23 protein-coding genes and 1 pseudogene are annotated in these 24,452 nt (G+C 67.3%); 15 read left to right on the top strand and 9 right to left on the bottom strand.

What is annotated here, in order from left to right; translation table 11 throughout:
• The first annotated feature begins 127 nt into the window (after positions 1-127).
• Positions 128-1,759 (top strand): FAD-dependent oxidoreductase, encoded by a 1,632-nt coding sequence (locus BM337_RS18360; protein ID WP_089818670.1) that lies wholly within the window; start codon positions 128-130, stop codon positions 1,757-1,759.
• 101 nt (positions 1,760-1,860) lie between these two features.
• Positions 1,861-2,112, top strand: a complete 252-nt coding sequence (locus BM337_RS18355) for a hypothetical protein (RefSeq protein WP_143117760.1) — start codon at positions 1,861-1,863, stop codon at positions 2,110-2,112.
• 66 nt (positions 2,113-2,178) lie between these two features.
• Here the strand turns inward: BM337_RS18355 and BM337_RS18350 are convergent, their stop codons facing one another.
• Positions 2,179-2,667 carry an SPW repeat protein gene (locus BM337_RS18350; RefSeq protein ID WP_089818665.1) on the bottom strand — a complete coding sequence of 163 codons (489 nt, stop codon included), beginning with the start codon at positions 2,665-2,667 and terminating at the stop codon, positions 2,179-2,181.
• Between the two features lie 192 nt (positions 2,668-2,859).
• Between BM337_RS18350 and BM337_RS18345 the strand changes: the two genes are divergently transcribed.
• Positions 2,860-3,381 (top strand): hypothetical protein, encoded by a 522-nt coding sequence (locus BM337_RS18345; protein ID WP_089818663.1) that lies wholly within the window; start codon positions 2,860-2,862, stop codon positions 3,379-3,381.
• A gap of 23 nt (positions 3,382-3,404) precedes the next feature.
• On the opposite strand, the gene BM337_RS18340 is transcribed toward BM337_RS18345, so the two are convergent.
• Positions 3,405-3,959 (bottom strand): four-helix bundle copper-binding protein, encoded by a 555-nt coding sequence (locus BM337_RS18340; RefSeq protein ID WP_089818662.1) that lies wholly within the window; start codon positions 3,957-3,959, stop codon positions 3,405-3,407.
• 357 nt (positions 3,960-4,316) lie between these two features.
• Between BM337_RS18340 and BM337_RS18335 the strand changes: the two genes are divergently transcribed.
• Together BM337_RS18335 and BM337_RS18330 are read left to right on the top strand one after the other, a co-directional pair.
• Positions 4,317-4,670 (top strand): DUF7344 domain-containing protein, encoded by a 354-nt coding sequence (locus BM337_RS18335; protein ID WP_089818660.1) that lies wholly within the window; start codon positions 4,317-4,319, stop codon positions 4,668-4,670.
• 773 nt (positions 4,671-5,443) lie between these two features.
• Positions 5,444-5,833 carry a hypothetical protein gene (locus BM337_RS18330; protein WP_089818658.1) on the top strand — a complete coding sequence of 130 codons (390 nt, stop codon included), beginning with the start codon at positions 5,444-5,446 and terminating at the stop codon, positions 5,831-5,833.
• Here BM337_RS18330 and BM337_RS18325 read toward each other — a convergent pair.
• The gene (locus BM337_RS18325; protein WP_089818655.1) at positions 5,830-6,315 is read right to left on the bottom strand and encodes an HTH domain-containing protein; all 486 of its coding nucleotides are present in this window, start codon (positions 6,313-6,315) and stop codon (positions 5,830-5,832) included. The genes BM337_RS18330 and BM337_RS18325 overlap by 4 nt on opposite strands.
• 739 nt (positions 6,316-7,054) lie before the next feature.
• Between BM337_RS18325 and BM337_RS18320 the strand changes: the two genes are divergently transcribed.
• Positions 7,055-7,408, top strand: a complete 354-nt coding sequence (locus BM337_RS18320; RefSeq protein WP_143117759.1) for a DUF7344 domain-containing protein — start codon at positions 7,055-7,057, stop codon at positions 7,406-7,408.
• Between the two features lie 70 nt (positions 7,409-7,478).
• Here the strand turns inward: BM337_RS18320 and BM337_RS18315 are convergent, their stop codons facing one another.
• Positions 7,479-8,483 carry a GNAT family N-acetyltransferase gene (locus BM337_RS18315; protein ID WP_089818651.1) on the bottom strand — a complete coding sequence of 335 codons (1,005 nt, stop codon included), beginning with the start codon at positions 8,481-8,483 and terminating at the stop codon, positions 7,479-7,481.
• Between the two features lie 222 nt (positions 8,484-8,705).
• On the opposite strand from BM337_RS18315, the gene BM337_RS18310 reads away from it, so the two are divergent.
• A complete protein-coding gene (locus BM337_RS18310) occupies positions 8,706-9,719 on the top strand; it encodes a DUF1616 domain-containing protein (protein ID WP_089818649.1) in 1,014 nt (337 codons plus the stop codon).
• Positions 9,720-10,059: 340 nt separating this feature from the next.
• Here the strand turns inward: BM337_RS18310 and BM337_RS21790 are convergent, their stop codons facing one another.
• The 3 genes from BM337_RS21790 to BM337_RS18295 all read right to left on the bottom strand — a co-directional run bounded on the left by BM337_RS21790 (position 10,060) and on the right by BM337_RS18295 (position 14,680).
• Positions 10,060-12,726, bottom strand: coding sequence for a PKD domain-containing protein (locus tag BM337_RS21790; RefSeq protein WP_089818647.1), 2,667 nt, complete (start codon positions 12,724-12,726; stop codon positions 10,060-10,062).
• A 153-nt stretch (positions 12,727-12,879) separates the two neighbouring features.
• Entirely contained in the window at positions 12,880-13,989 is a 1,110-nt protein-coding gene (locus BM337_RS18300; RefSeq protein WP_089818645.1) for a Gfo/Idh/MocA family protein, read from the bottom strand.
• A gap of 115 nt (positions 13,990-14,104) precedes the next feature.
• Positions 14,105-14,680 carry a metal-dependent hydrolase gene (locus tag BM337_RS18295; protein ID WP_089818643.1) on the bottom strand — a complete coding sequence of 192 codons (576 nt, stop codon included), beginning with the start codon at positions 14,678-14,680 and terminating at the stop codon, positions 14,105-14,107.
• Between the two features lie 233 nt (positions 14,681-14,913).
• On the opposite strand from BM337_RS18295, the gene BM337_RS18290 reads away from it, so the two are divergent.
• The 4 genes and pseudogenes from BM337_RS18290 to BM337_RS21940 all read left to right on the top strand — a co-directional run.
• Complete coding sequence (locus tag BM337_RS18290; protein WP_245778701.1) at positions 14,914-15,408, top strand: flavin reductase family protein; 495 nt, start codon at positions 14,914-14,916, stop codon at positions 15,406-15,408.
• Positions 15,409-15,548: 140 nt separating this feature from the next.
• Positions 15,549-16,598, top strand: coding sequence for a glycosyltransferase family 2 protein (locus tag BM337_RS18285; protein ID WP_089818641.1), 1,050 nt, complete (start codon positions 15,549-15,551; stop codon positions 16,596-16,598).
• Between the two features lie 214 nt (positions 16,599-16,812).
• Positions 16,813-18,078: a right-handed parallel beta-helix repeat-containing protein gene (locus BM337_RS18280; protein ID WP_143117758.1), complete on the top strand. Its 1,266-nt coding sequence runs from the start codon at positions 16,813-16,815 to the stop codon at positions 18,076-18,078.
• Between the two features lie 59 nt (positions 18,079-18,137).
• Positions 18,138-18,272 (top strand): annotated as a pseudogene (locus BM337_RS21940) (AbrB/MazE/SpoVT family DNA-binding domain-containing protein); the annotation flags it as partial.
• A 141-nt stretch (positions 18,273-18,413) separates the two neighbouring features.
• On the opposite strand, the gene BM337_RS21935 reads toward BM337_RS21940, so the two are convergent.
• Positions 18,414-18,731 carry a hypothetical protein gene (locus BM337_RS21935; protein WP_089818637.1) on the bottom strand — a complete coding sequence of 106 codons (318 nt, stop codon included), beginning with the start codon at positions 18,729-18,731 and terminating at the stop codon, positions 18,414-18,416.
• 91 nt (positions 18,732-18,822) lie between these two features.
• Here BM337_RS21935 and BM337_RS18265 point away from each other — a divergent pair, with 91 nt between their 5' ends.
• Positions 18,823-19,167, top strand: coding sequence for a helix-turn-helix domain-containing protein (locus BM337_RS18265; RefSeq protein ID WP_089818635.1), 345 nt, complete (start codon positions 18,823-18,825; stop codon positions 19,165-19,167).
• Between the two features lie 24 nt (positions 19,168-19,191).
• Here the strand turns inward: BM337_RS18265 and BM337_RS18260 are convergent, their stop codons facing one another.
• The gene (locus tag BM337_RS18260) at positions 19,192-20,802 is read right to left on the bottom strand and encodes an alkaline phosphatase family protein (RefSeq protein ID WP_089818633.1); all 1,611 of its coding nucleotides are present in this window, start codon (positions 20,800-20,802) and stop codon (positions 19,192-19,194) included.
• A 335-nt stretch (positions 20,803-21,137) separates the two neighbouring features.
• Between BM337_RS18260 and BM337_RS18255 the strand changes: the two genes are divergently transcribed.
• From BM337_RS18255 to aglF, 3 genes are all read left to right on the top strand, one after another.
• Complete coding sequence (locus BM337_RS18255; RefSeq protein WP_089818631.1) at positions 21,138-23,087, top strand: CBM35 domain-containing protein; 1,950 nt, start codon at positions 21,138-21,140, stop codon at positions 23,085-23,087.
• Positions 23,088-23,113: 26 nt separating this feature from the next.
• On the top strand, positions 23,114-23,287 hold the full coding sequence (locus BM337_RS18250) for a hypothetical protein (RefSeq protein ID WP_245778700.1): 174 nt from the start codon (positions 23,114-23,116) through the stop codon (positions 23,285-23,287).
• 245 nt (positions 23,288-23,532) lie between these two features.
• Positions 23,533-24,261 carry a UTP--glucose-1-phosphate uridylyltransferase AglF gene (aglF, locus tag BM337_RS18245; protein ID WP_089818629.1) on the top strand — a complete coding sequence of 243 codons (729 nt, stop codon included), beginning with the start codon at positions 23,533-23,535 and terminating at the stop codon, positions 24,259-24,261.
• Positions 24,262-24,452: the final 191 nt, after the last annotated feature.

The raw sequence follows: 24,452 nt of genomic DNA, 5'->3' as shown, positions 1-24,452 counted from the left end.
CCCCTGCGACGGCCGGGTCAATCTTCAATGGCTGTCCGGACGACGGTCCAGGGGCATCGGCTGACGAGCGTGTGGCCCCGGCCGGCACCGGTCGGGCCACCGCGAGCGGCGTCGCCGGAGGCGACCGATGAATTCTGACACAGCATCCCACGACGGTCACCGAGGAGCACACGAACCGATCTGGATCGACCGGTCCGAATCGACCGACTACGACCCGCTCGACGGCGGCCTGGACGTCGACGTCGCCGTCGTCGGGGGCGGCATCGTCGGCGTCACGACGGCCCTGAAACTGACAGAACGGGGCAAGTCGGTCGCGCTGCTCGAACGCGACCGGATCGTGCTGGGCGTGACCGGCCACACCACGGCCAAGCTCACCGCGTTACACGGGCTGATCTACGACTACCTGACCGACCACGTCGGCGAGGAGCAGGCCCGCCTGTACGCCGAGGCCAACGAGGCGGCCATCGACGACGTCGCGGAGACCGTCGCCGAGTACGACGTCGACTGCGACTTCGAGCGGGCGCCGGCGTACACGTACACCCCCGAGCGGGCCGAGGACCCGGACTACCGCCGGCACCGCCGAGCGATACGAAACGAAGTCGAGGCCGCCAGGCGCGCAGGGCTGGACGCGTCGTTCGTCGAGGAGACCGACCTGCCCTACGACGTCGGCGGGGCGATTCGCGTCGACGATCAGGCCCACTTCCACCCCCGGAACTACCTGCTCGAACTCGCGCGGCGGGTCCCCGGCGACGGCAGCCACGTCTTCGAGGAGACGACAGTCGAGGACGTGGACGGGGGCGACCCCTGCACCGTCGAGACGGACCGCGGGACCGTGACGGCCGACGACGTCGTCCTCGCGACCCACTTCCCCGTCCGCGACGACGCCGCCTACTTCGCGCGGCTGACCCCGAAGCGCTCCTACGTCGTCGCGGCGACGCTGAACGAGGACGCGCCCGAGGGGATGTACTACCAGCCCTACGACCCGTACTTCTCCGTCCGTCCCTACCCGGACAGCGACGAGCCGATGGTCCTCGTCGGCGGCCAGAACCACCGCACGGGCGAGGGGGGCAGTACGGAGACGCGGTACGAGAAACTCGAGGCCCAGGCCCGCAACCACTTCGACGTCGACTCGATCGAGTATCGGTGGTCGACGCAGGACTACAGGTCGGTCGACCGGGTGCCGTTCGTCGGCCCCGCCGGCCCGGGGGCCAGCAACGTCTACGTCGCGACCGGGTTCGGCGGGTGGGGGATGACCAACGGTACCGCCGCGAGCGTCCTGCTGGCCGACCTGATCACGGGACGAGAGAACCCATGGGAGTCGGTGTACGCGCCGACCAGACTGCGCGCTCGGGCGTCGAAGACGGAACTCCTCTCGCACAACGTCCACTCGATGACGCACCTCGCGAAGGACGTCCTCAGACAGCGGCCGGACGTCGACCTCGACTCGCTGGGCCCCGGCGAGGGCGACGTCTTCGACGACGGGGTCGACCCGGTCGCGGTGTATCGCGACGACGGCGGCCAGATCCACGCGGTGTCGGCCGTCTGCACGCACATGGGCTGTCAGGTGTCCTGGAACGACGGCGAACGCTCGTGGGACTGCGCCTGCCACGGCTCGCGGTTCGACGTCGACGGGGCGGTCCTGGACACACCGGCCAACGATCCGCTGGAACCGATCGACCTCGGAGACGTGGCTCACGAATCGCCCGTCCGCGACGCGCCTGACCGCGACGCCCCCGACTCGACTCCCGGCAGCGATTAAAGGGGGCCGCTCGCTAAGGTCGCCTTTCCGGGACCGCGTCGCCGGACGGGCCAGTCGGTCTGACCGAAGCTGTTTTTACGCCTGCCGTAAACAGAACCATAATGGCACGACGCGAAAGGGATTACCTCGGTAGGATGGTCCGAACCCATCCGGTCAGGACGGTACTGTTCACGGTCGGGCCGATCGTCTTCGGCCTGCTCCAGTTCTTAAACAGCTTCCTCAACGACGGCTCCATCCTGTTCGCGCTGGCGTTCTGCGTGGCGATGGGAATCTTCTCCGCGATGGTGACGCGCTATCACCTCGTCACCTTCCGACTCTCGCAACTGACGAAAAATATCGACCGGGTCGAGTGAACGGTCCCGCCTCGCCAGACGAACCGCCCGCCGTCTCGCCGGCCGGGCCGTCGTTTCGCCTTTCTCCTACGTTCGCGCGGGACGTGCGACGTCGGTGTCCCGGGCCTCGTACGCGCTGTACGCGCCAAGTATCACCACGAGTGCGCCGACCACGACGTCGTTCCAGAAGGTCGCGCCGGTCGCCTCGGTCACGGCGGCGTCGGTGCCGAACACGAACGGCGCGGCGAGAAGCCACAGGCCGAGCAGCGCGACGAACGCGCCGACTGCGACGCTGCCGAGTCGCTCGTCCGCGCGTCGATAGTAGTTGTACGCGCCGAGGGCTATCAGCGCGAGGCCGATTATCACGTCGTTCCAGAAGTTCGCCGCCGTCATCTCGAACAGGAACGGCTCGACGACGAGCCACAGGCCGAGCAGCGCGACGAGGGCCGAGATCCACTTGCCCCGTTCGGTGGGATTGGTGTCGACGCCGCGCGCGTCGTACTCGTCGGTGCGGTCGTAGTCGTCGTCGCGGTCCCGTACCTCGGTTCGGTCGTCGTATGCGTCGCTATCGCTCATTTGTGTCCCTCCGATCACGGCTAGGGTCTCGACGACTAAATACGGTGACAGCCGTCCAATCTCCCCCCGTTCGTAAACATCGGCTTAGCCGATCAGGGGGTCGTTCCTTTTTGTCGGTGAGGGTGCTCACTGGGGCGGGCGCCGGGCGATCGTGACAGGTGATTTGGGAGTGGCGCCCGTCTCTCCGGCCGGATGATCCGATCGAGACCGACGGCGGACGAGCAGCGGCGCGGAATCGACGACGACAGCGGCCGGCAGGGGGCGCTCGGGCGAATCCGGGTCGGCGCCGTGGGTGGGCTCGTCGCGACGGTGGTCATGACGGCGTTCCGGCTGCCGATCAGTCGCTCGCTCCCGCCGACCGACGAGTTCTGGCGGCGGTACGTGCGCAGGGACGGGACGGGCAGCGCGACGGTCCCGGCGCTCTTCTTGCACCTGCTCTACGGCGCGGGTGCGGGCGTCGCGTACGTGGCGCTGGAACCGCGACTCGCCGGAACAGACGCCACCCGGTCGTCCGAGGCCAGGGCCGAACTGCGCGGCGTCGTCACTGCGGTCGTCTACAGCCTCGGCCTGTCGGCGTTCGGACTGCGGGTGCTCCTGAACGGGCTACTGGACGAGGAGCTAGCGGCCGACGAGGAGCTGATCTTCCACCTCGGGCACGCGATCTACGGTATCACGCTCGGGGCGTGGCTGGGGTCACGGGGGACCCCGGAGTGAGCAGCTGAGGGTGCTTCGGCGCGCTACCGCATCGCCATCTGCTGACTCTGTTGCTGGGGCTGCTGCTGGAGCGACTGGGTCGCCTGGGTCACCTGCGAGAGGACCTGCGCGCACTCCTGGCAGTGGGCGTGCTGGTGGCGGCCGCACTCCTGGGCACAGGCCTGTAGGGCCTGCTGGAACGCCTGGAGGACAGACTGGGTGTACCGCGAGTTTCGCGGGGCCAGCGCCAGCACCGTCTCGCCCAGCTCCGCGACGTCCTCGCACAGGCGGATGCACTCTATCATGCTGGGGTCGGCCTCCTGGACGCACTGGTCGGCGCACCACTCACACACCTCGATGGCCTGGGTGACGTTCGTGAGCGCGCTCCGCTGCTGGGCCGAGAGACGCCCCTGCATCTGGCCGCCCATTCCCTGACCGCCCATCCCTTGGCCGCCCATCTCCTGGCCGCCTGTCTGTTGACCGCCCGTCTGCTGTCCGCTCATTCGCTGGCCGCCCATCTCCTGACCGCCCATCTCCTGACCGCTCGTCTGGTGCTCGAACTGTACTCCTGGCTGGAACTGTGGGTTTTGCTGCGACATTGGTACTCGTGGCTCCGGGGAGCCATCCGGCGGTACTCCGATGAGGCCGGTATAACGGACCGATCGTTCGCCGTCGTAGCCGCGCATTAGACGCGGTAAACGTGGCCGTGGTCGGCGAGCGGACCGGTCGCTTCGAGCGGGGTCGGGACCGCTGGTGGAGTGGTGCGACGGCCGACGATACCGAGCAGTGATCACTCGACCGTACACGAGAAAATCGGAAGACGGCGAGGTATTCACGGGATAGTTTCCAGTTGTGTTCGACCGTCGTCACATACCTAATTGGTTACGGGGAGGGCTTACCTCCCCGTCTGTTCTCTACCCAGGTACACCACGCGATGGGTGTGGACGAGAGCAACAATGAGCAACACTGTACCCACGAACTCCGACGTCCGATCGGTCGCGACCGACGAATCGTCCGTCGACGAACTGTTCGACGTACTCACCACGGAACGGCGTCGCCGCGTCCTCTCGATTATGAGAGGCTACGATTCGCCAGTCCCCGTCGAGCGGCTGGCACAGGACGTCGCCGCCCAGGAGGCGGACGCCGCCGCGATGACCGTCCCGGAGTCGACGGTCCGCGACGTGCACGTCTCCCTCCACCACCGCCACCTGCCGAAACTCGACGACGCGGGACTCCTCGACTACGACCACGACGACCGCACCGTCGCTCCGACGAGCGCCACCGACGGCGTCCCCATCGACATCGAGTGACGCGGCGACTCATCGCCAGCGAACGAGGGAGCGCTCCAGGGCCGCCCCGGGATTGGCACCCCCTGTCACGTTTGTCAGCGCCACCCATTATTCTAGAAACCGATAAGTCCGACGTTCGGTGGTGCGCGGCTGACGAGGGCCACGACAGCGACTGTCGTCGTGGAACGCCCGTAGAACTGCCGTGAGATGGGATTTCGGTGCGAAACGCTGGAGGCGGCGCCAACGACGGACGGGCCGAACGGACCGGGAGGCACCACCCGTCGAGTAGCGGCGCGGGGCGACGACGGGGCGGTTCTGCGGTCGATGTGGCCCGGTAGCGGAACAGGGACGGCCCTCGACGTGGCCCGCTGTCGGTGGAGATCTACCCGCGCGGGCCGCGTGCCAGAACGTATCGTTTCAGCTGCAGTAATATTTAGACGTAAGCGAAACTAGAGGTTGGGGCCGCCCGTCACGCTCCGTCGAACAGCGACGGTAGGGGAGGGGCCCATCTGGACAGGGCCTGTCAGGGCCGAGCAGGCCACGGAAGGACAGTCCCGGGTCACGGCAGTCCCGGGTCATGGCAGTCCTGGGTCACGGCAGTCCCGGGTTACGATAGCCCCGGACTGGTCGTAGGAAGGGCGTACCCACCGGCGGCGACGCCCCGGCACGACAGGAGTGCTCGGCGCCAATCCGGGCGCCCTCCCGTCCTATGGCGAATGTACTCCCGGATAGCGACTGAGTAACCAAACGGGCATCGCGCGTCGGTTTGCGTGCGCTCTCTGCGCGATCCATCGATGCCCGACCCTGTTCAGGCGGACCACGCCACGACGCAGCAGACGACGAACGACTCGCCCCCGGACCGGTCCGGCTGGGGGGTGTTGACGACGACTCCCGTCGTCGGCGCCGTCTGCGCCCTGGGCGCCGCCGCAGTCCTCGGGGATCTCGTGACGACCGTCTACGGGCTCGGAATCGGGTTGCGCGAGCAGAACCCGTTCGTCCTCGCCATCCTCTCGCAGTACGGGGTCGCCGGACTGGTCGTCCTCAAACTCGTCGCCGTCTCCTGGGTCGCGATCATCTGGCACGTCCTGGGACGGCGCTACGGCGTCGCCGCGATGGCGGGCCTGGCGCTCCCACAGGGAATCGCCGTCACGCTCAACGTCCTCACCATCCTCAACGCCGGCTAAACCTCCTCGAAGGCGAGCGACGGGTCCGCGTTCCCGTTCGTGGCCGACTCGAGCGACCGCACCCCGTCCGCCAGCGACTCCACGGCGCCGTCGACCTGCCGGGGATACACCTCCTGTAACTGGCCGTCGTCGTAGAGCGCGAGACATCGCTGGGGGAGGACGACGCGCCGGAACGAGTCGCCCGAGAGCGACGACTCGACCGTCGACCAGGTGAAGAACGGGTCGAGCGACGTCCGTCCGTCCCCACACCAGCTGTGGAACTCCCGGACGCGGTCGGCGACGTGCCTGCCCGTCCCGACGGTCGCGCTGGCACCGTCGAGACAGACGGCGTCACCCCACACTGTCAGGTCGACGTCGTCGACGACGTCGCGGCGTTCGAGATCTCGCAGTCGCTCGACGATCTCGTTCTGTTCGGTGCTCGTTCCGCACGGCGCGAGCGAGCGGACGTACAGTTCGACTCTCCGTTGTGTCGTGCCTTCCATCGTCGGTGGTCCTCCTGGCTCCGTTCGCAGTCAGTCGGTCACGTGAGCGCTCGACGGGTCCGAGGCGGCACCTCGCGGGCGGACGGAACGGGGCGTCGCTGTTCGTTCACGGTCGGACTGGATTCGAGCGCACTCCCACGTCAACGCGAACGTCGTGCCCGACACAGGGGGACACCGTCTATTAAACGCGCCCCACTGTTCAGTCCGCCTGGTGGATACTACTGGACCCTAAGCCACGGCTGACGCTCGGGGGCGTTTCGAGTAGGTGCGGGAAAACACGAACCCGTGACGGAATCGAACGCAGTGGGGATTCACGCTGTCACCCCGGCCCTGGATGGAGTGGAACCGGATATCGTGAGCGCAGTCGCGGGCACGAAAGAGCGGTAAAAAGGGGCACTTGGGGTGGGATTCAGGGTGGGGTGAGAGCGTGCTGGGGTGGGCAGTCACATCGCGCAGGGAAGCGATAGCCGACTTCCCCAGTGGGGTACAGGCGAGCCATCCCTATTGTTATAACTCAGTTATCCGAATTCGTGCGATGCTATGGGCTGATTTCGACCTGGCCGTCCGCGATCTGTCTAGCGTCTCGGTAGTCCGTGACACGGTCGCACCGGATGAGGGCAGACGCCTATCATCCCACGAATTGCGGCTTCTCCGTAGCGATCTCCGGTAGCCATAAGGAAGCGTTACCACCTCGAAAAAGGCGTCATAACAATACCCCGCCGTCTCTGAGGAGGTTCCAATGGGTCAGGATACTACGGCGCGGCGCGACGCACCAGACCGACTTCCGAGTTCGGTTCTTCGGTTACTCGCGCCGGAACGCCGTCGGGCAGTCATGCGGGCGCTGATGGAGGAACCCAACGCGACGCATCGGATCGAGGACATCGTCAACGCTATCGAGGAGACCTACGGCGACATCGGGGAAGAATCGTCGAACTGCACGTACCTGCGGTCCTCGCTCCACCACACCCACCTGCCGAAACTCGACGACGCGGAAGTCGTCGAGTACGACCCCGACGACGGCACCGTCCAGTACCGCGGCGACCCGCACATCGAACAGTGGGTCGACCAGATCGACCGGATCGACGAAGACTGACGGTCGACCGGACGCGAGAATCGTGCTTTTTTGACGAGGCCGTAGCCGGAACTGTCAGCAGAGACCGCTATCAACGGAGTCGTTTGTACGTCTTCGCTGCGAGCGACATCCCGGGGCTGGACTTCTCCAGGCCGTCGTAGGACTCGAGCGTCGGCGCGAACTTCGCCTTGTACCGGGAGAGACGTGGCTCGTTCGCGCCGACGAGGTCGTACCGGGTGACACCGCGGTCGGCGGCCTCGTTGATGACGTGCCAGTGGACGACGTCGTTGACGTCGAGGTCCACGTCGGGTTTGACGACGCCCTGCCACCCGTAGGCCGTGTCGCCGTGTTCGAGCGTGAGCGAGCCACCGACGGTCCTGCCGTCAACCTCACAGACGTAGGGTCGGACGACGCCCTCGGGCGCCCGCTCGTACAGGTCGGTGACGAAGTCGGTCGTCAGGGGGTACCACTCGTCCTGTTCCTCGTGGCGCCGGCGCACCTGGTCGACGATGGTGCAGGCGGCGTCGGCGCCGCGCTCCTCGACGACGCAATCGGCGTCCTGGGCGTCGCGGACGTTCTTTCGCGCGTCGCGGCTGAACCGGTCGAACAGCGCGTCCGGGCCGTCCGAGAGGTCGACGACGTAGGTGAAGTTCGGCGTCGACTCGTACCCTTTCCAGGTGAACGGTCGGGTGTCGCAGTAGCGTGTGTGCGTCCGCACGTGGACGTAGCGCGGGCCGAACTGCTCGTCGACGTAGTCGAGACAGCCCTCGACGAACCGGCGATTGCGACGTTCCGCCTTGCTCGGTTTCAGCTTCGCGACGTTGAGCAGCGTCGGACCCAGGTAGGTGATCTTCAGGCTCGGCGGCGGCGAGAACGCCGTCGCGACGGGGCCCTTCCGCACGACGAAGACCGGGAAGAGCCCGACCGGTTCCTGGCCCTTGTACCCCACGAGGGGGTGGAGGGTCGCACCCGCGTGGTCGGCGACGACCTCCAGGAGCGCGAACCGGTGGAACGGCGTCGCGCCCGGCGACTGCTCGACCAGCCGGTCCCACTCCGAACGCTGCTCGCGCGTGAACGCCTCGATTTCGATACTCATCGCGTGGCCACCCTACGTCCTGGCCGGTGTCGTGAAGCACCCATTCAACACACCGTCCCACGCACCCCGGTAGAAATGTTATTTGGCGGCGTCTGAGGCGAAGGGTATCTATAACAAAACGCTCGTTGCGACTAGGTTGTCGTAACCAGTGATGTTCGGGACTCAGCAGTCGTGCGCACCGACCGCAGCGGCCAGGGGCGGTTCCGGGACGGGTGATGACCGATGACGACAGCATCGTCGACGGACAGCGAACCGGGGCGGATACGCTCGCTCCTGGCGGGGTTCCCACTCGACCTCCTGGCCGTCGTCGTCCTGACCGCGCTCGTCTTCGCGGTCCTGCTGGGCTCGGACGCCGGCTACTCGTGGCCGCGGGCGCTCGTCGGGATGGTGTTCGTCCTCGTCTTGCCCGGCTACGCGCTCGTCGCCGCGCTGTTCCCCGGACGCCCCACCGGAACGCGCTCACACCCAGTGAGCGCGTCGGCGTACAGCCCCGGGACCATCGAGCGGTTCGGGCTCTCGTTCGGCTTCAGCCTCGCCCTCCTGCCGATTCTCGCGGTGATCCACGGCCTGCTCGGGATTCCTTTCGAGACGGCCACCGTCGTCACCAGCGTCACCGTCCTGGTGGTCGCGCTCTCGATCGTCGGCATCGTCCGCCGGTTCGCGCTCTCGCCGAACGAACGGTACAGTCCGCCCTCACTCCTGGGATTCGGCGCGCGGACCCGGGACTGGCTGGCCGCGGGGACGGCGACCGACACCGTCCTCAGCGCCGTCCTCGTCGTCGCCGTCCTGCTGGCCGTCGGGAGCCTCGCCTTCGGGCTGACGGGCCCGACCCAGGGCGAGTCCTACACCAGCGTCTCGCTGGTCACCGAGTCGTCGGACGGCGATTACGTCGCTTCCGGCTACCCGACGAACCTCACCGCCGGCGAGGCCCACGAGCTCACGCTCGAAGTCGAGAACCGCTACGAGGAGCCCGCCGACTACACCGCCGTCGTCGAACTCCAGCGAGTGGACCGGAACGGGACCGACGGCGTGGCGGTGACCGAGCGCGAGCGCCTCCAGACGCTGGCGTCGCAGGTTCCGGCCAACGAGACCTGGCGGGCCACCCACCAGGTCGAGCCGTCGATGACCGGCGAGGACCTCCGCCTGGCCTACTACGTCTACCGCGGCGAGGCCCCCGAGACGCCGTCCGCCGAGAACGCCGAGGGGCACGTCCACCTCTGGGTGACAGTGCAGTAGTGCGGTAGTCTCACGCGGCCAGAACACCTATTCTCGTCAGGCGCTATCGTCCCCGAACCTCTCGGCGACGTGGTCGGAATCACGCTGTCGCTCCTCTCTGAGAGTCATCGGTGCGCGTGTCTCGTCGTCGCCGTCCGCTGTCGTCGGGAGCGACGGGGACTGTCGTTTCGTTCGGCGCGTCTCTCGTGGTCGACAAGTCGGGCGCCCGCACCGTGTGCTTTCCCGTTGCTACGACGCTACGATAGCGTGGCCATACCCGGAACGAGCTGTGAAGACAAGCCGATCTGAGGAGACAGACGGAACGAGTAACGGCGAGGGAAAAACAGCCAGACGTTAGCGACTACAAGATCCGGATCAGTCCCACGGCGCCGATTACCAGGATGCCGAGGCCGGCGAGGGCCAGTTCCGTGCTCTGGCCGCTGGTCGGCGCAGCGTCCGTGCTCTCGGTATCGGTGTCCGAACTCTCGGCGTCGCCCCCGGTGACGGTATCGCCCTCCGTGTCGGTGCTGCCGTCGGCCGACGCGACGGTGATCGTCGCCTCGGTGCCGGCCACCGAGATGCGCGCATCGCCCGCCGCGTCGAAGGTCGTCTCGAAGGAGACGTTCGCCGTCTCGCCCGCGCGGACGGTGACGGTCTGCGAGTCGACGACCGCCCCGTCGACGGTGAGATTCACCGTCCGGTTGGCGTCGAGGTGGCCGTCGTTGGCGAGCGTCGCCTCGACGGTCGCGGGCTCGCCGGCCGTCGCCGTGCCGTTGGTGCCGATGGCCGTCGCCGACACGTCGGGGGCGACGGCCGCGACCACGACCCGATCGACGTCGGCGGTCGTCGCATCGAGGACGGTCGTCGACCCGTTCTCGACGACGGTGTGGTTCAGCGCCGTCACGTTCGAGCCGTCGCCAGCCAGGACCCGGAGTTCGCCCGACTCGCCGATGGCAGCGCGGTCGACCGCGAACCGGTAAGTGACGTTTCGGACGGTCGACCCGTTCTCGGTGCGCACCTCGTACAGCCCGGCGTCGGTCCCGTTCGGTGCGCTCACGTCGTCACTGGGGGACAGGGTAACGTTCAGCTCGTCGGCGTCGGTGTCGGGGACGAGTTCGACGGAACGCAGTCCCGTGGCGTTCTCGTCGCCGGGGACGTCGGCCGAGACGGCCTCGCCCTCGGCGGCGTTCTCGACAGTGACGACGAGTCGCCCGTCGTCGGTCTGGGAGACGCTCGCGCTGGACGACTCGTCAGCGGGCGGCGCGGCGCCGCCGGTGCCGCCGGAGCTGCCGCCGCTGCTGGGGCTCCCGTCACTCGGGCTACTGCTGGGACTGTCGTCACCGGAATCGTCCGTCTCGTCCGGCCCGTCCGAGTCGTCGCTGTCGTCGGCGTCGTCAGAATCGCCGCTGTCGTCGCGATCGTCGGCGTCGTCGGAGCCGTCCGACTCGTCGTCACCGCTCTCGTCTTCGGAGTCGTCGTCGGTCTCCTCGGCTTCCACGGTCACCGGCACGGTCGCGTCGGCTGAGTTGTTCGCGTCGTCGGTCACCGTGAGGGTCGCCTCGTACTCTCCCGCGCTCGCGTACGCGTGCGAGGCCGTGGCGCCGTCGCTCGCGTTCCCGTCGCCGAACCCCCACTCGTAGGCCGTTATCTCCCCGTCGTCGGTCGAGGCGGTACCGTCGAACGCCACCGGCTCGCCGGGTGCGACGGTCGTCGGGTCGGCGCTGGCCGCCGCCATCGGCGGCTCGTCGGGCGCGGCCTCGACGGTCACGTCGGTGGTCGTGGCGTTCGTCTGGTCGCTCCCGTCGACGACCGTCACGCCGACGGTGTAGGTGCCGGCGTCCGCGAAGGTCCGTTCCAGCGTCGGGCCATCGGCGTCGACGCTCGCCCCGTCGACCGTCCACTGGTACGAGACGATCCCCTCGTCGTCGGTCGAGTTGCGCGCGTCGAACGTCGCTGGCTCGCCGGCCATCACCGACTCGGGGGCCTCGAGGACGGCCGTCGGTGCTGCGTCGGTGTCCTCGGCCTCGACGGTGACCGGGACGGTGGCGGTGTCCGTGTTGTTCGCGCCGTCCGTCACCGTCAGCGTCGCATCGTAGGTCCCGTTCTCGGCGTAGGCGTGCGTGACCGTCTCGCCGGTGGCCGGCTCGCTGCCGTCGCCGAACTCCCACTCGTAGCCCTCGACACCGAGGTCGTCCGTCGACTCGCTCGCGTCGAAGGTGACGTCCTCGCCGGGCGCGACGGTCGTCGGCGAGACGTCCGCGTTCGCCTCGGGCGCCGTCTCGTCCGCGCCGCAGATGCCGCGCTGGATCGTTATCGGCTCGGTCGTGTCGAGTTCGGTCTCCGTGCCGTCGCCGGAGCGGGCGACCCAGCGCTCGGTCCGGTTGTCGTCGTCGCCGGACCAGTTCCACTCGCCCCAGTGGTCGGCCTCCTCGTTGAACGAGGGATCGACCGTGATGGCGTCTTCGGCGTCCATCCCGTGGAGGCCGCGGTAGGCGCCGCCGTCGGAGCGGTCGGGCTGCCACATCCAGTCGACTGTAGTCGACGAGTCGCCGATCTCCCAGTTGTCGTCCTGACTGTCGTTCTGGTACGTGTCGTCCTGGACGGCCCACACCCCCTCGGGGAGGTCGGATATCTGCATCGTTATGGTGCTCCCGTAGGGCTGGGGCTCGCCGTCTTCGCTGCGCTCGTCGTGGAGGAAGACGAGGCTCGTCCCCTCGGCCCCCTCGTAGACGAACACCTTGCTCACCTGGTTGTCCTGCAGGTGCTCGGTCCCGTAGGAGGAGTAATCCCAGGCCGACGGATCCGTGTACGGGGTGCGGTAGTCGTAGAACGCTTCGACTGTCTCCGTGCCGTCGCCGTGCGGTTCGAGCAGGATACACTCGCCACCCTGCTCGACGACGTAGGTGTCGGCCGTGTCGGAGGTGTTCGCGGCCGTCGCGGGCGCGCTCGCGAACGTGAGCACGGGCGCGAGGACCACCAGTATCAGCACTGAGACGATGATAAGAGAGCCGAGTTTCGAATGTGTCATTGTTCGGAGGGTACGCCGTACCAGGCAGTAACGGGTAGTTGTCACTGAACAGGCCTTTGTTATGGTGAGGTGACTGCAGCCAAGGGACGTGAATGTCGCATTAAACGGGCTCCTACGCGGGCCGGTGGGTCGCCGTTTGTCCCGCCAGTCTCGCTAGTCCTGGTCCATCGGTCGCTGGGCCACGACCCTGGGCTCGTCATCCAGGGCGCTCTCGCGGATCGTCTCCATGATCTGGATGGTCCAGTGGGCCTCCTCCAGCGGCGAGGGCAGGTCGCTGCCCTGAATGAGCGCGGCGGCCTCGGCGTCGAACTGGTAGTAGTGCGGGACGGCGTCGCGCTCGACCTCCCAGCTGTCGTCGCGCTTGCGTTCGACGACGTCGTAGACGTTCTCCAGCGTCCCCCTGACCCGGTCGATGACGTGGTCGACGTTCGTCATCGCGCGCAAGACCGGGGAGGACTGGTAGTCCCGGTCGAGGGTCGTGACGGTCTGGGAGACGACGTCGACGACGATGCTGCCGTCGTCGCCGTGAATCGTGAGCGTCTTGTGGGGGATCTCGCTGGCGACGATGGTGCCGCTACAGAGCACGTCGTCCTCGCTCGTGAACTGGAACTGGACGCCGTCGTAGGCGAACTCGCCGTCGTACTCGCGCCGACGCTGGGTGCTGGCGTCGATGTCGTCGGCGCTCTTCGGGTATCCTCCGAGATTCAGCAGCATGTAGATGGGGTGGGGGAACCCTTCCTCGAACTCGCCGCCGGGGAGTTCGTGGGCCCAGGCGCCGCGCTTGACCTCGTCGGGCCAGGTCTCGCCGGCGTACAGCATGTCGACCGAGCGGACCTGCCCGATGTCGCCGCGCTCGATGGCGGCCTGGGCCTTCCGCATCGCCGGGTCGAAGTTGTGGTTGTGGACCACGGAGACGGGCACGTCGTGGCGCTCGGCGACGCGGGCCAGCTCCTCGGCCTCGGCCACCGTCTCGGTGACGGGCTTCTCTATCTGGACGGGGACGCCATCCTCGATGATCGTCGTCGCCAGGTCGAGGTGCGTCTGGACGGGGGTACAGAGGTGGACCCAGTCGAGGTCCTCCCGCGCCAGCATCGCCTCGACGTCGGTGTAGGCCTTCAGGTCGTACTCGCGGGCCTTCTCGCGGACCGTGTCCTCGTCAACGTCGCAGATGGCGACGAGGTCGGTCATCGCGAGCTTGGCCAGCCCGTCGAGGTGCCTGTCCGAAACAGTCCCGCCACCGACTACCGCAGTCGTAAGTGACATTGTAGACATCAGCGCCACGTGAGGCCATTGTTATGGTGGGAGTTGGGCCCGATAACCCCGATATACCGCCGCCGCTGGGCGAATCGGTCGTCGTCGTATACGTCGTATTCGTTCGTCACACGCTTCGAGGGTCGACGGCGCGGACGACCGACGCGACGCCCGGCCAGCCGTCCCGGCGCCACAGCAGGAGGGCGACGCCGAGCAGCGATAGCTCGACGAGGAGGAAGGTGAGGCCCTGTGGCGTCCGCAGGAAGGCGAGGAACTGGACGACGAGTTCGAGGACCCGACCCGCGAACGCGTCCGTCTGGGACGGCGGGATGTCGACGAACGGCCAGAAGAGGAAGGCCAGGTTCGGCGGGTCGCCCAGCACCATCGGGTAGACGACGTCCGCCGGGAGGTGGACGAGGTACGCCAGCGAGAACGCCGCGCCCACGTCCGCCCGCCCGTACCGGCGCGCGAGGAGGTAGACGACGACGGCGGTCGGGGCGGCGACGGTCAGGGAGTGGGCCAGCGAGTGGCCCGAGGGGAGCAGCGACGTCCGCCAGCCCAGCGGCTTGTCGATCAGGTCGGGTAGCTGCGAGCCGACGACGGCCGCGATTGCCTCGGCTTCACCCGGCGGGCGCCTGCTCCGGCCGCGACGCCACAGCGACACGACGAGGTAGCCGATGGCGAGGTGGTCCCACGGCCACATCGCTACTGGCGGCTACTCACCCTGCTACGGTCGGGAGTGCTCATCGTCGTCTCCTGGGTGACGGAGCGGTATAGTTAGCTGGACTGTACACGCGTGCGGCGGACGGCGTCGACGTCCGGGCCTGCGGCAGACGGCGTCGCTCGCACCCATTTCGCGAGCCAGGCGGCTAGACCCACCTTACCGGCCGTCCCGAGAAGGATAACAAAGGGGTCAGACCGCGCGCTGTCGACAATATGCCCATCGAACGGACGAAGTTCCAGGAGACGGCGGGGATGGTGCCGACGGGGGTGGCGGTCGTCACGTTGCCGCCGGCCGCCTGCCCGCACGGGGTGACGGTCAACTCCTTCGACATGGTGTCGCTGTCGCCGCCGCTGGTGTCCATCGCGCTCCCCGACGGGACGAAGGCCCACGAACTGCTCCAGGAGACCTCCATCGGCGGGTTCTGTCTGAACGTCCTCACCGCCGACCAGCGCCGCCTCGGCCGGTACTTCGCGGACGTCGCCGACCTCTCGGAGAACCCCTTCGTCGCCGAGCCGGTCCGGACGGCGGCCTCCGACGCGCCCGTGTTCGAGGAGTCGCTGGCCTACATCGACTGTTCGGTCCACGACAGCTACGAGACGGGCGACCACACCATCTACGTCGGGGCCGTGGAGAGCGCGGACGTGCTGAACCGGACCGCGACGCCGCTGACGCACTTCCGCAGCGACTGGCACGCCGCACCGGAATGACCGGGAAACGACCGCATCAGGGCCACAGGCCCACCATAACAAACCGCCTCTCACGGTCATACAGACAACAATGACGCGACTGAACAGACGGACGTTCGACGCGCCACAGACGACACCGTCGTTAACGCACAGGGGGTCCGATGTATAACGACAAGACCGTCGCCGTCGTGATCCCGGCGTACAACGAGGAAGCGTTCATCGCCGGCGTCGTCGAGACCGTCCCCGACTTCGTGGACCGCGTCTACCCCGTCGACGACTGCTCGACCGACGACACCTGGGCGGCGATCCAGGGGGCCGCCGAGCGGGTGAACGACGCCGGCCTCGACCGGGACAGTCCCTTCGAGGACCGCGTCGTGCCCATCCAGCACGCGGAGAACCGCGGCGTCGGCGGCGCGATCAAGACCGGCTACCTCCGGGCACGTGAGGACGCCATCGACGTCACCGCCGTGATGGGCGGGGACGGCCAGATGCGCCCCGAGGCCCTGGAGCTGATCGTCGAACCTGTCGCCACGGGCCGGGCCGACTACGCAAAGGGCAACCGCCTGCTCGACGAGCAGTTCCACGCCGACATGCCGCGCTTCCGCTACGTCGGCAACCGTATCCTGACGCTGTTGACGAAGATCGCCAGCGGCTACTGGAACGTCGGCGACCCCCAGAACGGCTACACGGCCATCTCGCTGCACGCGCTCGAGGAGGTCGAGATCGAGGAGATGTACGAGTTCTACGGCTACTGTAACGACCTGCTCGTCAAACTCAACGTCGCGGGCATGCGCGTGGTGGACGTCCCGCGCCAGGCCGTCTACGACGACGAGGAGAGCCACATCGACTACCGGACGTACATCCCGAAGGTCTCGGGCATGCTCGCCCGGAACGCCCTCTGGCGCGTCTGGGCGAAGTACGTCGTCCGCGAGCACCACCCGATCGCGCTGCTGGCTGGCGTCGCGGCGCTGGCCGGCGTCGCCGGCGTCGGCAGCCTCCTCAAGCGCGTCGCCGGCCTCGGCGACGGGACGTCGCGTCTCGGGACTCTGGCGACGCTGTTCGGGACCGCCGTGTTCGCCATCCTGGCCATCGACCGCGAGCACGACGACCACCTCGACGGCCAGACCGAGTGGAAACCGGAACCGGACTCCATCGAGCAGTCGATGGTCGAGGAGGCCGACCAGCGGACCCAGATCCGCCAGCGGGACTGAACGGTAAGCCGGTTGCCAGCGCTTCTTGGCCCATCATAACAATCTGGGATCCCACTAGAGTGACGGACAAGTGACTGACGACAATCGAACCCGGCGGCGATATCTGAAAACGCTCGGCGGGGTCGCGGGTCTCGCAGCGATAGCGGGGTGTTCCTGGCTCGATCCGGGCCCGGGGCCGTCGGAGACGGAGACACCGACGCCAGACGAAACGGAGATGCCAGACGAAACGGAGACGCCGCCGGAACCACCCAGCGGCGAGAACGTGATCGACCTCGTCGAGGCGGGGGCCAGCCCCGACGGCGACGAGCCGACCGTCCCCGTCCTGGAGGAGGTCGTCGGCGACGGCAAGACGCTGTACTTCCCGCCCGGCGAGTACCTCCTCACACAGGAGTGGCGCGTCAGGGACCTCACCGACCTCAGCGTCGTCGGCCGGGACGCGACGCTCCGCGTCGAGGAGGGGTTCGACGACTCCCTGTTCGTCCTCGGGAACGCGGACAGCGCGACCGGGCTGACCATCGAGGGCCTGGCGTTCGACTTCAGCGCACCGAAGACGGGCGGGCGGCCCATCCACGGCATCGTGACGGACGGCCTCTCGGTGACGGACGTCAGCGTCATCGGCACCGTCGACGTCGACCAGGACGTGATGCGCTTCGACGTCACGGACCCCCAGGGGAACGGCGTCGTGAAGCGGATGAACCTGCCCGACGGCGCCACCGCCGAGTACCCCATCACGGGCTGTTACGTCGGCGAGTCCCACACCGGGACGTTGCGCTTCGTCGACTGTCACATCGCCGGCTTCCCCGACAACGGCCTCTACGCCTCCTCGGCGACCGGCAAGGTGGTCGTCGAAGGGGGGCGCTACGAGAACAACAACGTCTCGAACGTCCGCGTCAGCGGCCCGGCCGAGGTCCGCGGCGTCACCGTCCGCTGTGACAGGGCCCCGAAGGGGTTCGGCAACATGCGCGGCATCCGACTCCGAGAGGGCTCGAACGTCCTGGTCGAGAACTGCGACGTCCAGATGGAGAAGGTGACCGGGAGCGACGGCGGCATCACCATGTCGAGCTGGCTCGACCAGGCGACCATCCGCGACACGACCGTCACGGTCAACGCCGACGACGTCGCGGCCATCCTCGCGAAGTCGCCGACCGACCGACCCGACGAGGTCGACGCCGACAGCGACGACTACCGCATCCGCGTCGAGAACGTCACCATCTCCGGGTCGGCCAGCGACACCGCCGCCGTCCGCCTGCTCGAACGCGAGGGCTGTCTCGTCGACAACGCCTGCATCGTCCAGACGGGCCAGGCCCGCGACGGCATCCAGTGCACCCGCGTCAGCGACTCGACGCTCTCGAACAGTTCGATCAGCGTGACGGGCAGGCCAGTCGTGCTCAACGACGCCACGGTCACCCGCGAGGCGCTGCGCACGAGTCGACTCGGCGCGAACGCGGCCGCCAGTGGCGGGAACTGCCAGCGGGAGTGAAGTCGGGCGAAATCAGGACATTTTATCGGTCGTTCGTTCTACACGTTGGGTGAACGAACATGGAGGAGGACAGCAGCCGCGACACGGTATCTATCGACGGCGACGGGCGAATCACGATACCCGAATCGATCAGAACGCGTCTCGGCCTCGAAGCAGGTGACCGGCTCGTCGTCGACGACGAGAGCGGGTTCGTCCGTCTCCGGCCGCCGTTCGAGCCGCTGAAATCTGAAAGGACGACTTCGGTTCCGAAGCGTTCCTCGACGCGGGCGAAGCGCTCTTCGAAGATTTCCGGCGCGAGGACGATCAAAGTTGAACAGAACCCCCGAAGTTACGCGTCAAGCCCAGTCGTGCTGGTCCCAGCCTTCGTAATGCTTGAGTCGACTCTTGATGTGGAATGGTTCCCAGCCACACTCACTGTAGAGAACGTCGGCGAGCAAACCGAACTCACTATTGTTGAGCTCGATCCCTCGGTTTCCCCGGTTCGTAACGTAGTGTTCGGTCCGGAGTTCGTCGAACATTTGACTCGCCTTCGGATAGTCAGTCGACTCAATTGCAGCGACCGAGAGCAGACTCTCTTCGTCGATAGGGGTCCCCCACTTGTGTTTCGCCACCATCGCAGCCAGGAGAGCACATTTCACGGACGGTTTCCGCATACCTGAGTTTCAAAGGACCATCCCTTAAATCATGGTAATTCACATTTACACTGATGGAAAAATGTATACACGAGGACGCCAATGTCCGTGTATGAGCGAATCGACATCGACTCCCCCTGCCGAAGAGCGCAATACCAAAGCCGCCCGGCTGGAACATCCGAGCGGATTCCTCGCGCTCACGAAACACGAGAGCGTTCCCATCCTCGTCGACGCGCTGCTGGACTTGCCGCCAGGTCGGGAGATGAACAAGACCGAGTTCGCGGAACACGCGGGCGTGACGCGCCAGACGGTCAGTACCTACATCGATCTGCTGCTGGAACTCGACGTCGTCGAAGAAGTACCGAACACGTCGCCCCAGCGGTACCGGCTCGCCGAGAGCGACGTCGTGCAGGAACTCTTCGAACTCAACAGCGCGCTGAACGCCGTCGAAGGCTGAGAAAGGGCCGGGCGCCGTTTTCCCTTACTCCCCGGAGAGGTAGCCCAGGTGCGCGAGGCGCTCCTCGACGGCCTCGTCGTCGGTGTCGGTCCGGTCTCTCGCTTCGAACTCCGGATAGCGGCGCACGGGCGTCTCGTCGACGACGGGGAGGGGCTCGCCGTCCATCCGGTCGCTGCGGGGAATCCCCAGCGAGGTGAGTACCGTCGGGGCGACGTCGAAGAGGTGCGCGTCCGCGAGCGACGCCGTCTCGTCGAAGGCCTCGCCGGTGGCCGCGACGATGCCGTCCCGCTTGTGGTTCCAGGGTTCGAACGGCTCGTCGTCGAACAGTTCGCCCAGCAGCGAGACGTTCAGGGTGTGCTCGAAGTCGGTCGGCACGGTCACGACGTCCGGTGCGCGCTCGACGTAGGGGCCGGAGAACACGTCCTCGCGGGGAAGCACGTCCTCGAAGACCGGGTCGCCGTCGGGCGTCGCCAGCGAACCGAGCGCGTCGATCAGTTCGTCCCGGTGGTCGTCGTAGTCCCCCGACGGGACGACGCCGTCGGGCTCGCGGCCCGCGACGTTGAGCCGGACGCCCAGTTCGATGCGGTCGCGGACGAACGCGCGCGAGGCGTGGAAGTCGACCTGCTCCGTGCCGGCGCGTACCGCGTCGGTGGGCGCGTGGCGCGCGACGAACTCGGCGAGGCCCAGCGGTTCGAGGACGGCCTGGATTCGCTGACTGGTCACGCCGAGCTTCGAGGCCGTCGCGGCGAGGCGCTCGGCGGCGCCGGGGGACGGTTGGCCACCGTCCGCGCCGTCCTGGAGCTGGTTGCGCGCGATGGCGTCCCAGGACGGCATTCCCGTCCCCTCCGTCGTCGATTCGACGAACCCGGTCTCGCGGAGGTACTCGTTGAGGCGGACGTCGTACCCGTCGTACTCGCCCATCCCGTGGTCGCTGACGACGAGGACGTTGTCGGGGTCGCACTGGTCGAGGACCCGGCCGACCGCGTCGTCGACGGCGCCGTAGACCCGGCGCACCGCCTCGTCGTCCTCCGGGCGCACGTGGAACACGCTGTCGGTCTGCTGGAACTCCAGGAAGCCGAAGTCCGGGTCGTACCGGTCGGCGAGGAAGCAGAAGGCCTCGCCGCGGCTGCGCGCGTGGGCGGCGGCCTCGTCGAGGTCCGTCTCCCCCGGCCTGTCGAGCGGACTGTAGACGTCGTAGTCGCCGACGGCATCCTCGACCTCACCGAGGATCCCCTCGGGGTGGCACGCCGGATTCTCGGGCGCGATGTAGCCGGGCAGGAGCGCGCCGTCGAACTCGCGCGCTGGATGGGTGACCGGGACGTTGACCACGACGCTCGTGAGACCGTGCCGGTCGAGCAGTTCCCAGAGCGCGAACTCCTCGACGTCGGAGCGGTTCACCACGTCCCACTCGTAGCCGTCGAAGCGGAGGAACCCGAACACGCCGTGCTTGCCCGGATTCACGCCGGTGTACAGCGACGGCCAGGCGCTCGGCGTCCACGGCGGGAGTTGCGACGTGAGCGGACCGCTGGTCCCGTCGTCGAACAGCGCCTCCACGTGCGGCATCACCCCGTCCTCGAACAGCGGCGCGAGGATGGACCGGCAGGTCCCATCCAGCCCCAGTAACAGCGTCTGCATCTACCGTGACAGACGGCGGCCAGCGGTTTGTTATAGTCGTCATTCCGGCCGTTCAGACCGCGTTAATCCGCCCTTAGACCCGGCTCGGATCCGCAGTACGACTGCCATACGGGCCGCTTCGATCCGGTAATACGATCCTAGCGCGGTGAGTGCGTCTGACGATTCGTGACTACAATCCGCCGCGGAATTTACACGTCGTAGGGGATAATTAACGGACGGTGCCACGCATCCAGCACCCAAGTGGTACGTATCTGGCCGAAAGTAGGGCCCTATTACCGACTTAGTAGCCCCTTCTGGTCAGAAGCGTTAATGAGGTAAGTCCAGGCTACCCGACTATGGCACGACGAAGTGCGGAAGAGGAGACGCCCGACACGAGCAAGACAAATCGACGCGCGTTCATGAAGACGGTCGGCCTGGCCGCGACGGCCGCGGTCGGAACCGTCGCCGTCGGTAAGCGCGGATCGGCCGCCACGACCGTCGACCTCGCCGAGAAAGGACTCTCTAACGGCGACAACATCGACTCCTACCTCGAGGAACACTTCGTGAGCGGCAACGAAGTCCACATCCCGGCCGGCGAGTACGAGTACACCGGCGACGGCATCGGCGGCGACAAGTCCAACTGCGCGCTGATCGGCTCGCCCGAGGGTGTCACGTTCAAGCGACCGAGCACGGACACCGTCATTCGACCCACGCTCTGGGCCGACTCCGGCACGGTCCGCATCGAGAACATCACGGTCAAGGGCAAGTGCGGCGAGGAGCAGTCCCGCTGGCGCGTCGGCGCGGCCTCCGACGCGGAAGTCCAGATCGTCAACGTCAACATGCCCGACGGCACCGTCGACGGCTCCGACACGACCGGCATCTACGCGGGCACCGACCACGCTGGCACGCTCACCGTCCGGCACTGCTACTTCTCTGACTTCGGCAACATCGCGCTGTACGTCTCCGACCCCTACGTCGAGGGGAACGGCAAGGTCGTCGTCGAGGACTGCGACTTCGTCAACACGGGGATGTCCGCGCTGCGCCTGGCCCCCGACAACAGCGAGGTGCGGCGCTGTTACTTCGAGTCCACCGAGAAGGCCGCCTCCAGCCACGTCGGCTGGAACCAGCGCGGCATCAAGATCGACGACGCCGGTGACGACGTCCTCATCGAGGACTGTGACTTCCTCTGGCACGACCCGGGGACGATGGCGATCAACTTCGACGACAAGGGCGAGGGTGGCTCCGGCGTCATGCGGAACCTCCGCATCGAGAACGAGAGCTCGAACCCGACCTTCATCGACGAGTGGGGCGCCGGCAGCAACTGGGACGGCGAGAACATCCACCTCACCGGGAGCGGGACCCACGACGCGCCGAGCAGCTTCGACACGGTGACCGGCTCGAACGCGAAGTCCCCGAACACCGACTACGCCATCTGGACGCCCCAGAACGGCGACGGCAGCTCGGGCGGCTCCGGCGGGTCGGGCGGCTCCGGCGACTCCACGGCGACCGCGACGGCCACCGCGACGGCGACGGCCACCGCGACGGCCGACTCCGGGTCGTCCGAAGCCATCCCGGTCGACGGCCAGACGCTCGTCCAAGCCGAGAAGGGGACGGTCGGCGGCGACTCGAGCGTCCGCACCGTCCACGACGGCTACTCCGGCGACGGCTTCGTCGACCTCGAACCCCCGTCCGGCGGCACCGTCGAGTGGACGCTCGACGTGGCCGCGGCCGGCACCTACGACGTCGTCTTCACCCACTCGCAGGGCGACAGCGAGTCCCGCACGGCCGACCTGACCGTCAACGGCGAGACCAGCGAGATAACGTTCGAGCCGACCGGCGGCTGGGACGTCTGGGAGCGCATGGCGGTCACCGCGACGCTCGAGGAGGGCGAGAACGTCATCGCCATCGAGACGACCGGCGAGGACTCCGGGCACATCGACCAGCTCGAGTTCGTCCCGGCCGACGTCCAGACGGAGACGCCCCAGCAGACCGAGACGGAGACGGAGACGTCCGGCGGCGGGTCGGACGGCGACGTCGACTACGACAAGGTCCTCGTCATCGACGGCACCGGCGACGCCGAGGAGACGGCCCGGTACACGTTCACCGTCTCGGGCGACGTCGTGCGCGACGAGAACCGGTCGGAAGTCCGTGACGACGGCATCGCCTGGGACCGGCTGTCTGACAGCGTCAGCGGCCAGCGAGTGGTCGGCGTCGTCGGCAACGGCGTCGACGCCTTCGGCTACACCGGGAACGTCACCGACATCGACGTCCGGGGCGACGCGACGTTCACCATCGTTCACCTGTGATCTCGATGTCGAGTAATTGGCAACGTGTGCCGGAAGACCCGGACCCCAGGCAGGACCTGGGCTACGACATCGAGGACCTCACCGTCGTCGAATCGCCGACGGAGTCCCACGTCGTGTTCCTCCCCGCGGCGGAGAGCCACCTCGACGACGAGGCGTTCATCATCGCGGACGCCGACGCGGTCTGCACGCCCGACCGGTGAGTACCGTTCGCTGAGCCGGTACTCGCTCCGTTCCGTCCTCCGCTGACGCCCGACGGCCCTCCACCGCCACGTTCTCTCTCCCGCTCTCTCCATCTCCCCGTTCTCTCCATCTCCCTACTCTCTCCATCTCCCCGTTCTCTCCGTCAGGACCACGAGTACCCGGCAGCTACAGCGCCGGCGAGCACCCTCGCCGGGCCGGAAGCCTCCGCATACCAATGGTGACAGATCGCCCAGCTAGGAGACACATGCACGCGGTCGTTCTCGCGGCGGGCCAGGGGACGCGCCTCCGCCCGCTGACCGACGACAAGCCGAAGGGGATGGTCGAGGTCGACGGCAAGCCCATCCTCACCCACTGCTTCGAACAGCTCGCCGAACTCGACGCCACCCAGTTTCACGTCGTCGTGGGCTACCGGAAAGAGGACGTCATCAGCCACTACGGCGACGAGTTCGAGGGGATACCGATCACGTACGCGCACCAGCGCGAACAGGCCGGCCTCGCTCACGCGCTGCTCACCGTCGAAGAGGACATCGGCGAGGAGTTCATGCTGATGCTGGGCGACAACGTCTTCGACGCCAACCTGGAGGACGTCGTCCGGCGCCAGCGCGAACAGCGCACGGACGCCGCCTTCCTCGTCGAGGACGTCCCCTGGGAGGAAGCCTCCCGCTACGGCGTCTGTGACACCAACAAGTACGGCGAGATAACGGAGGTGCTCGAAAAGCCCGACGACCCGCCGTCGAACCTGGTGATGACCGGCTTCTACACGTTCACGCCGGCCATCTTCCACGCCTGCCACCTCGTCCAGCCCTCGGACCGGGGCGAGTACGAGATCTCCGACGCGGTGGACCTGCTACTCAAGAGCGGGCGCACCATCGACGCCATCCGGATGGACGGGTGGCGCATCGACGTGGGCTATCCCGAGGACCGCGAACGGGCCGAAGCGCGTCTCCAGGAACAGGCGCCGGCCGCCGACTGATAGTGGTCCGAGACAGATCGGGGGAGGCTAACGTGACAGGAGGTCGTCAGGCTCCCTATAACAAAGCACAGCCTGTCGGTGTATTGTTACCAACGCACCCGAGGGTGCCTGCACCGAGTTGATAGCAATGTACGTCGAAAATCCAGCCAGTCGGGAGCGAACTGACGCCGCGCCAGCGACGACGAACACCG

It is taken from the genome of Halomicrobium zhouii (genome assembly GCF_900114435.1).
Classification (GTDB): Archaea; Halobacteriota; Halobacteria; order Halobacteriales; family Haloarculaceae; genus Halomicrobium; species Halomicrobium zhouii.
The sequence above is the reverse complement of the archived record's forward strand: the minus strand, read 5'-3'. Positions and strand labels throughout refer to the sequence as shown.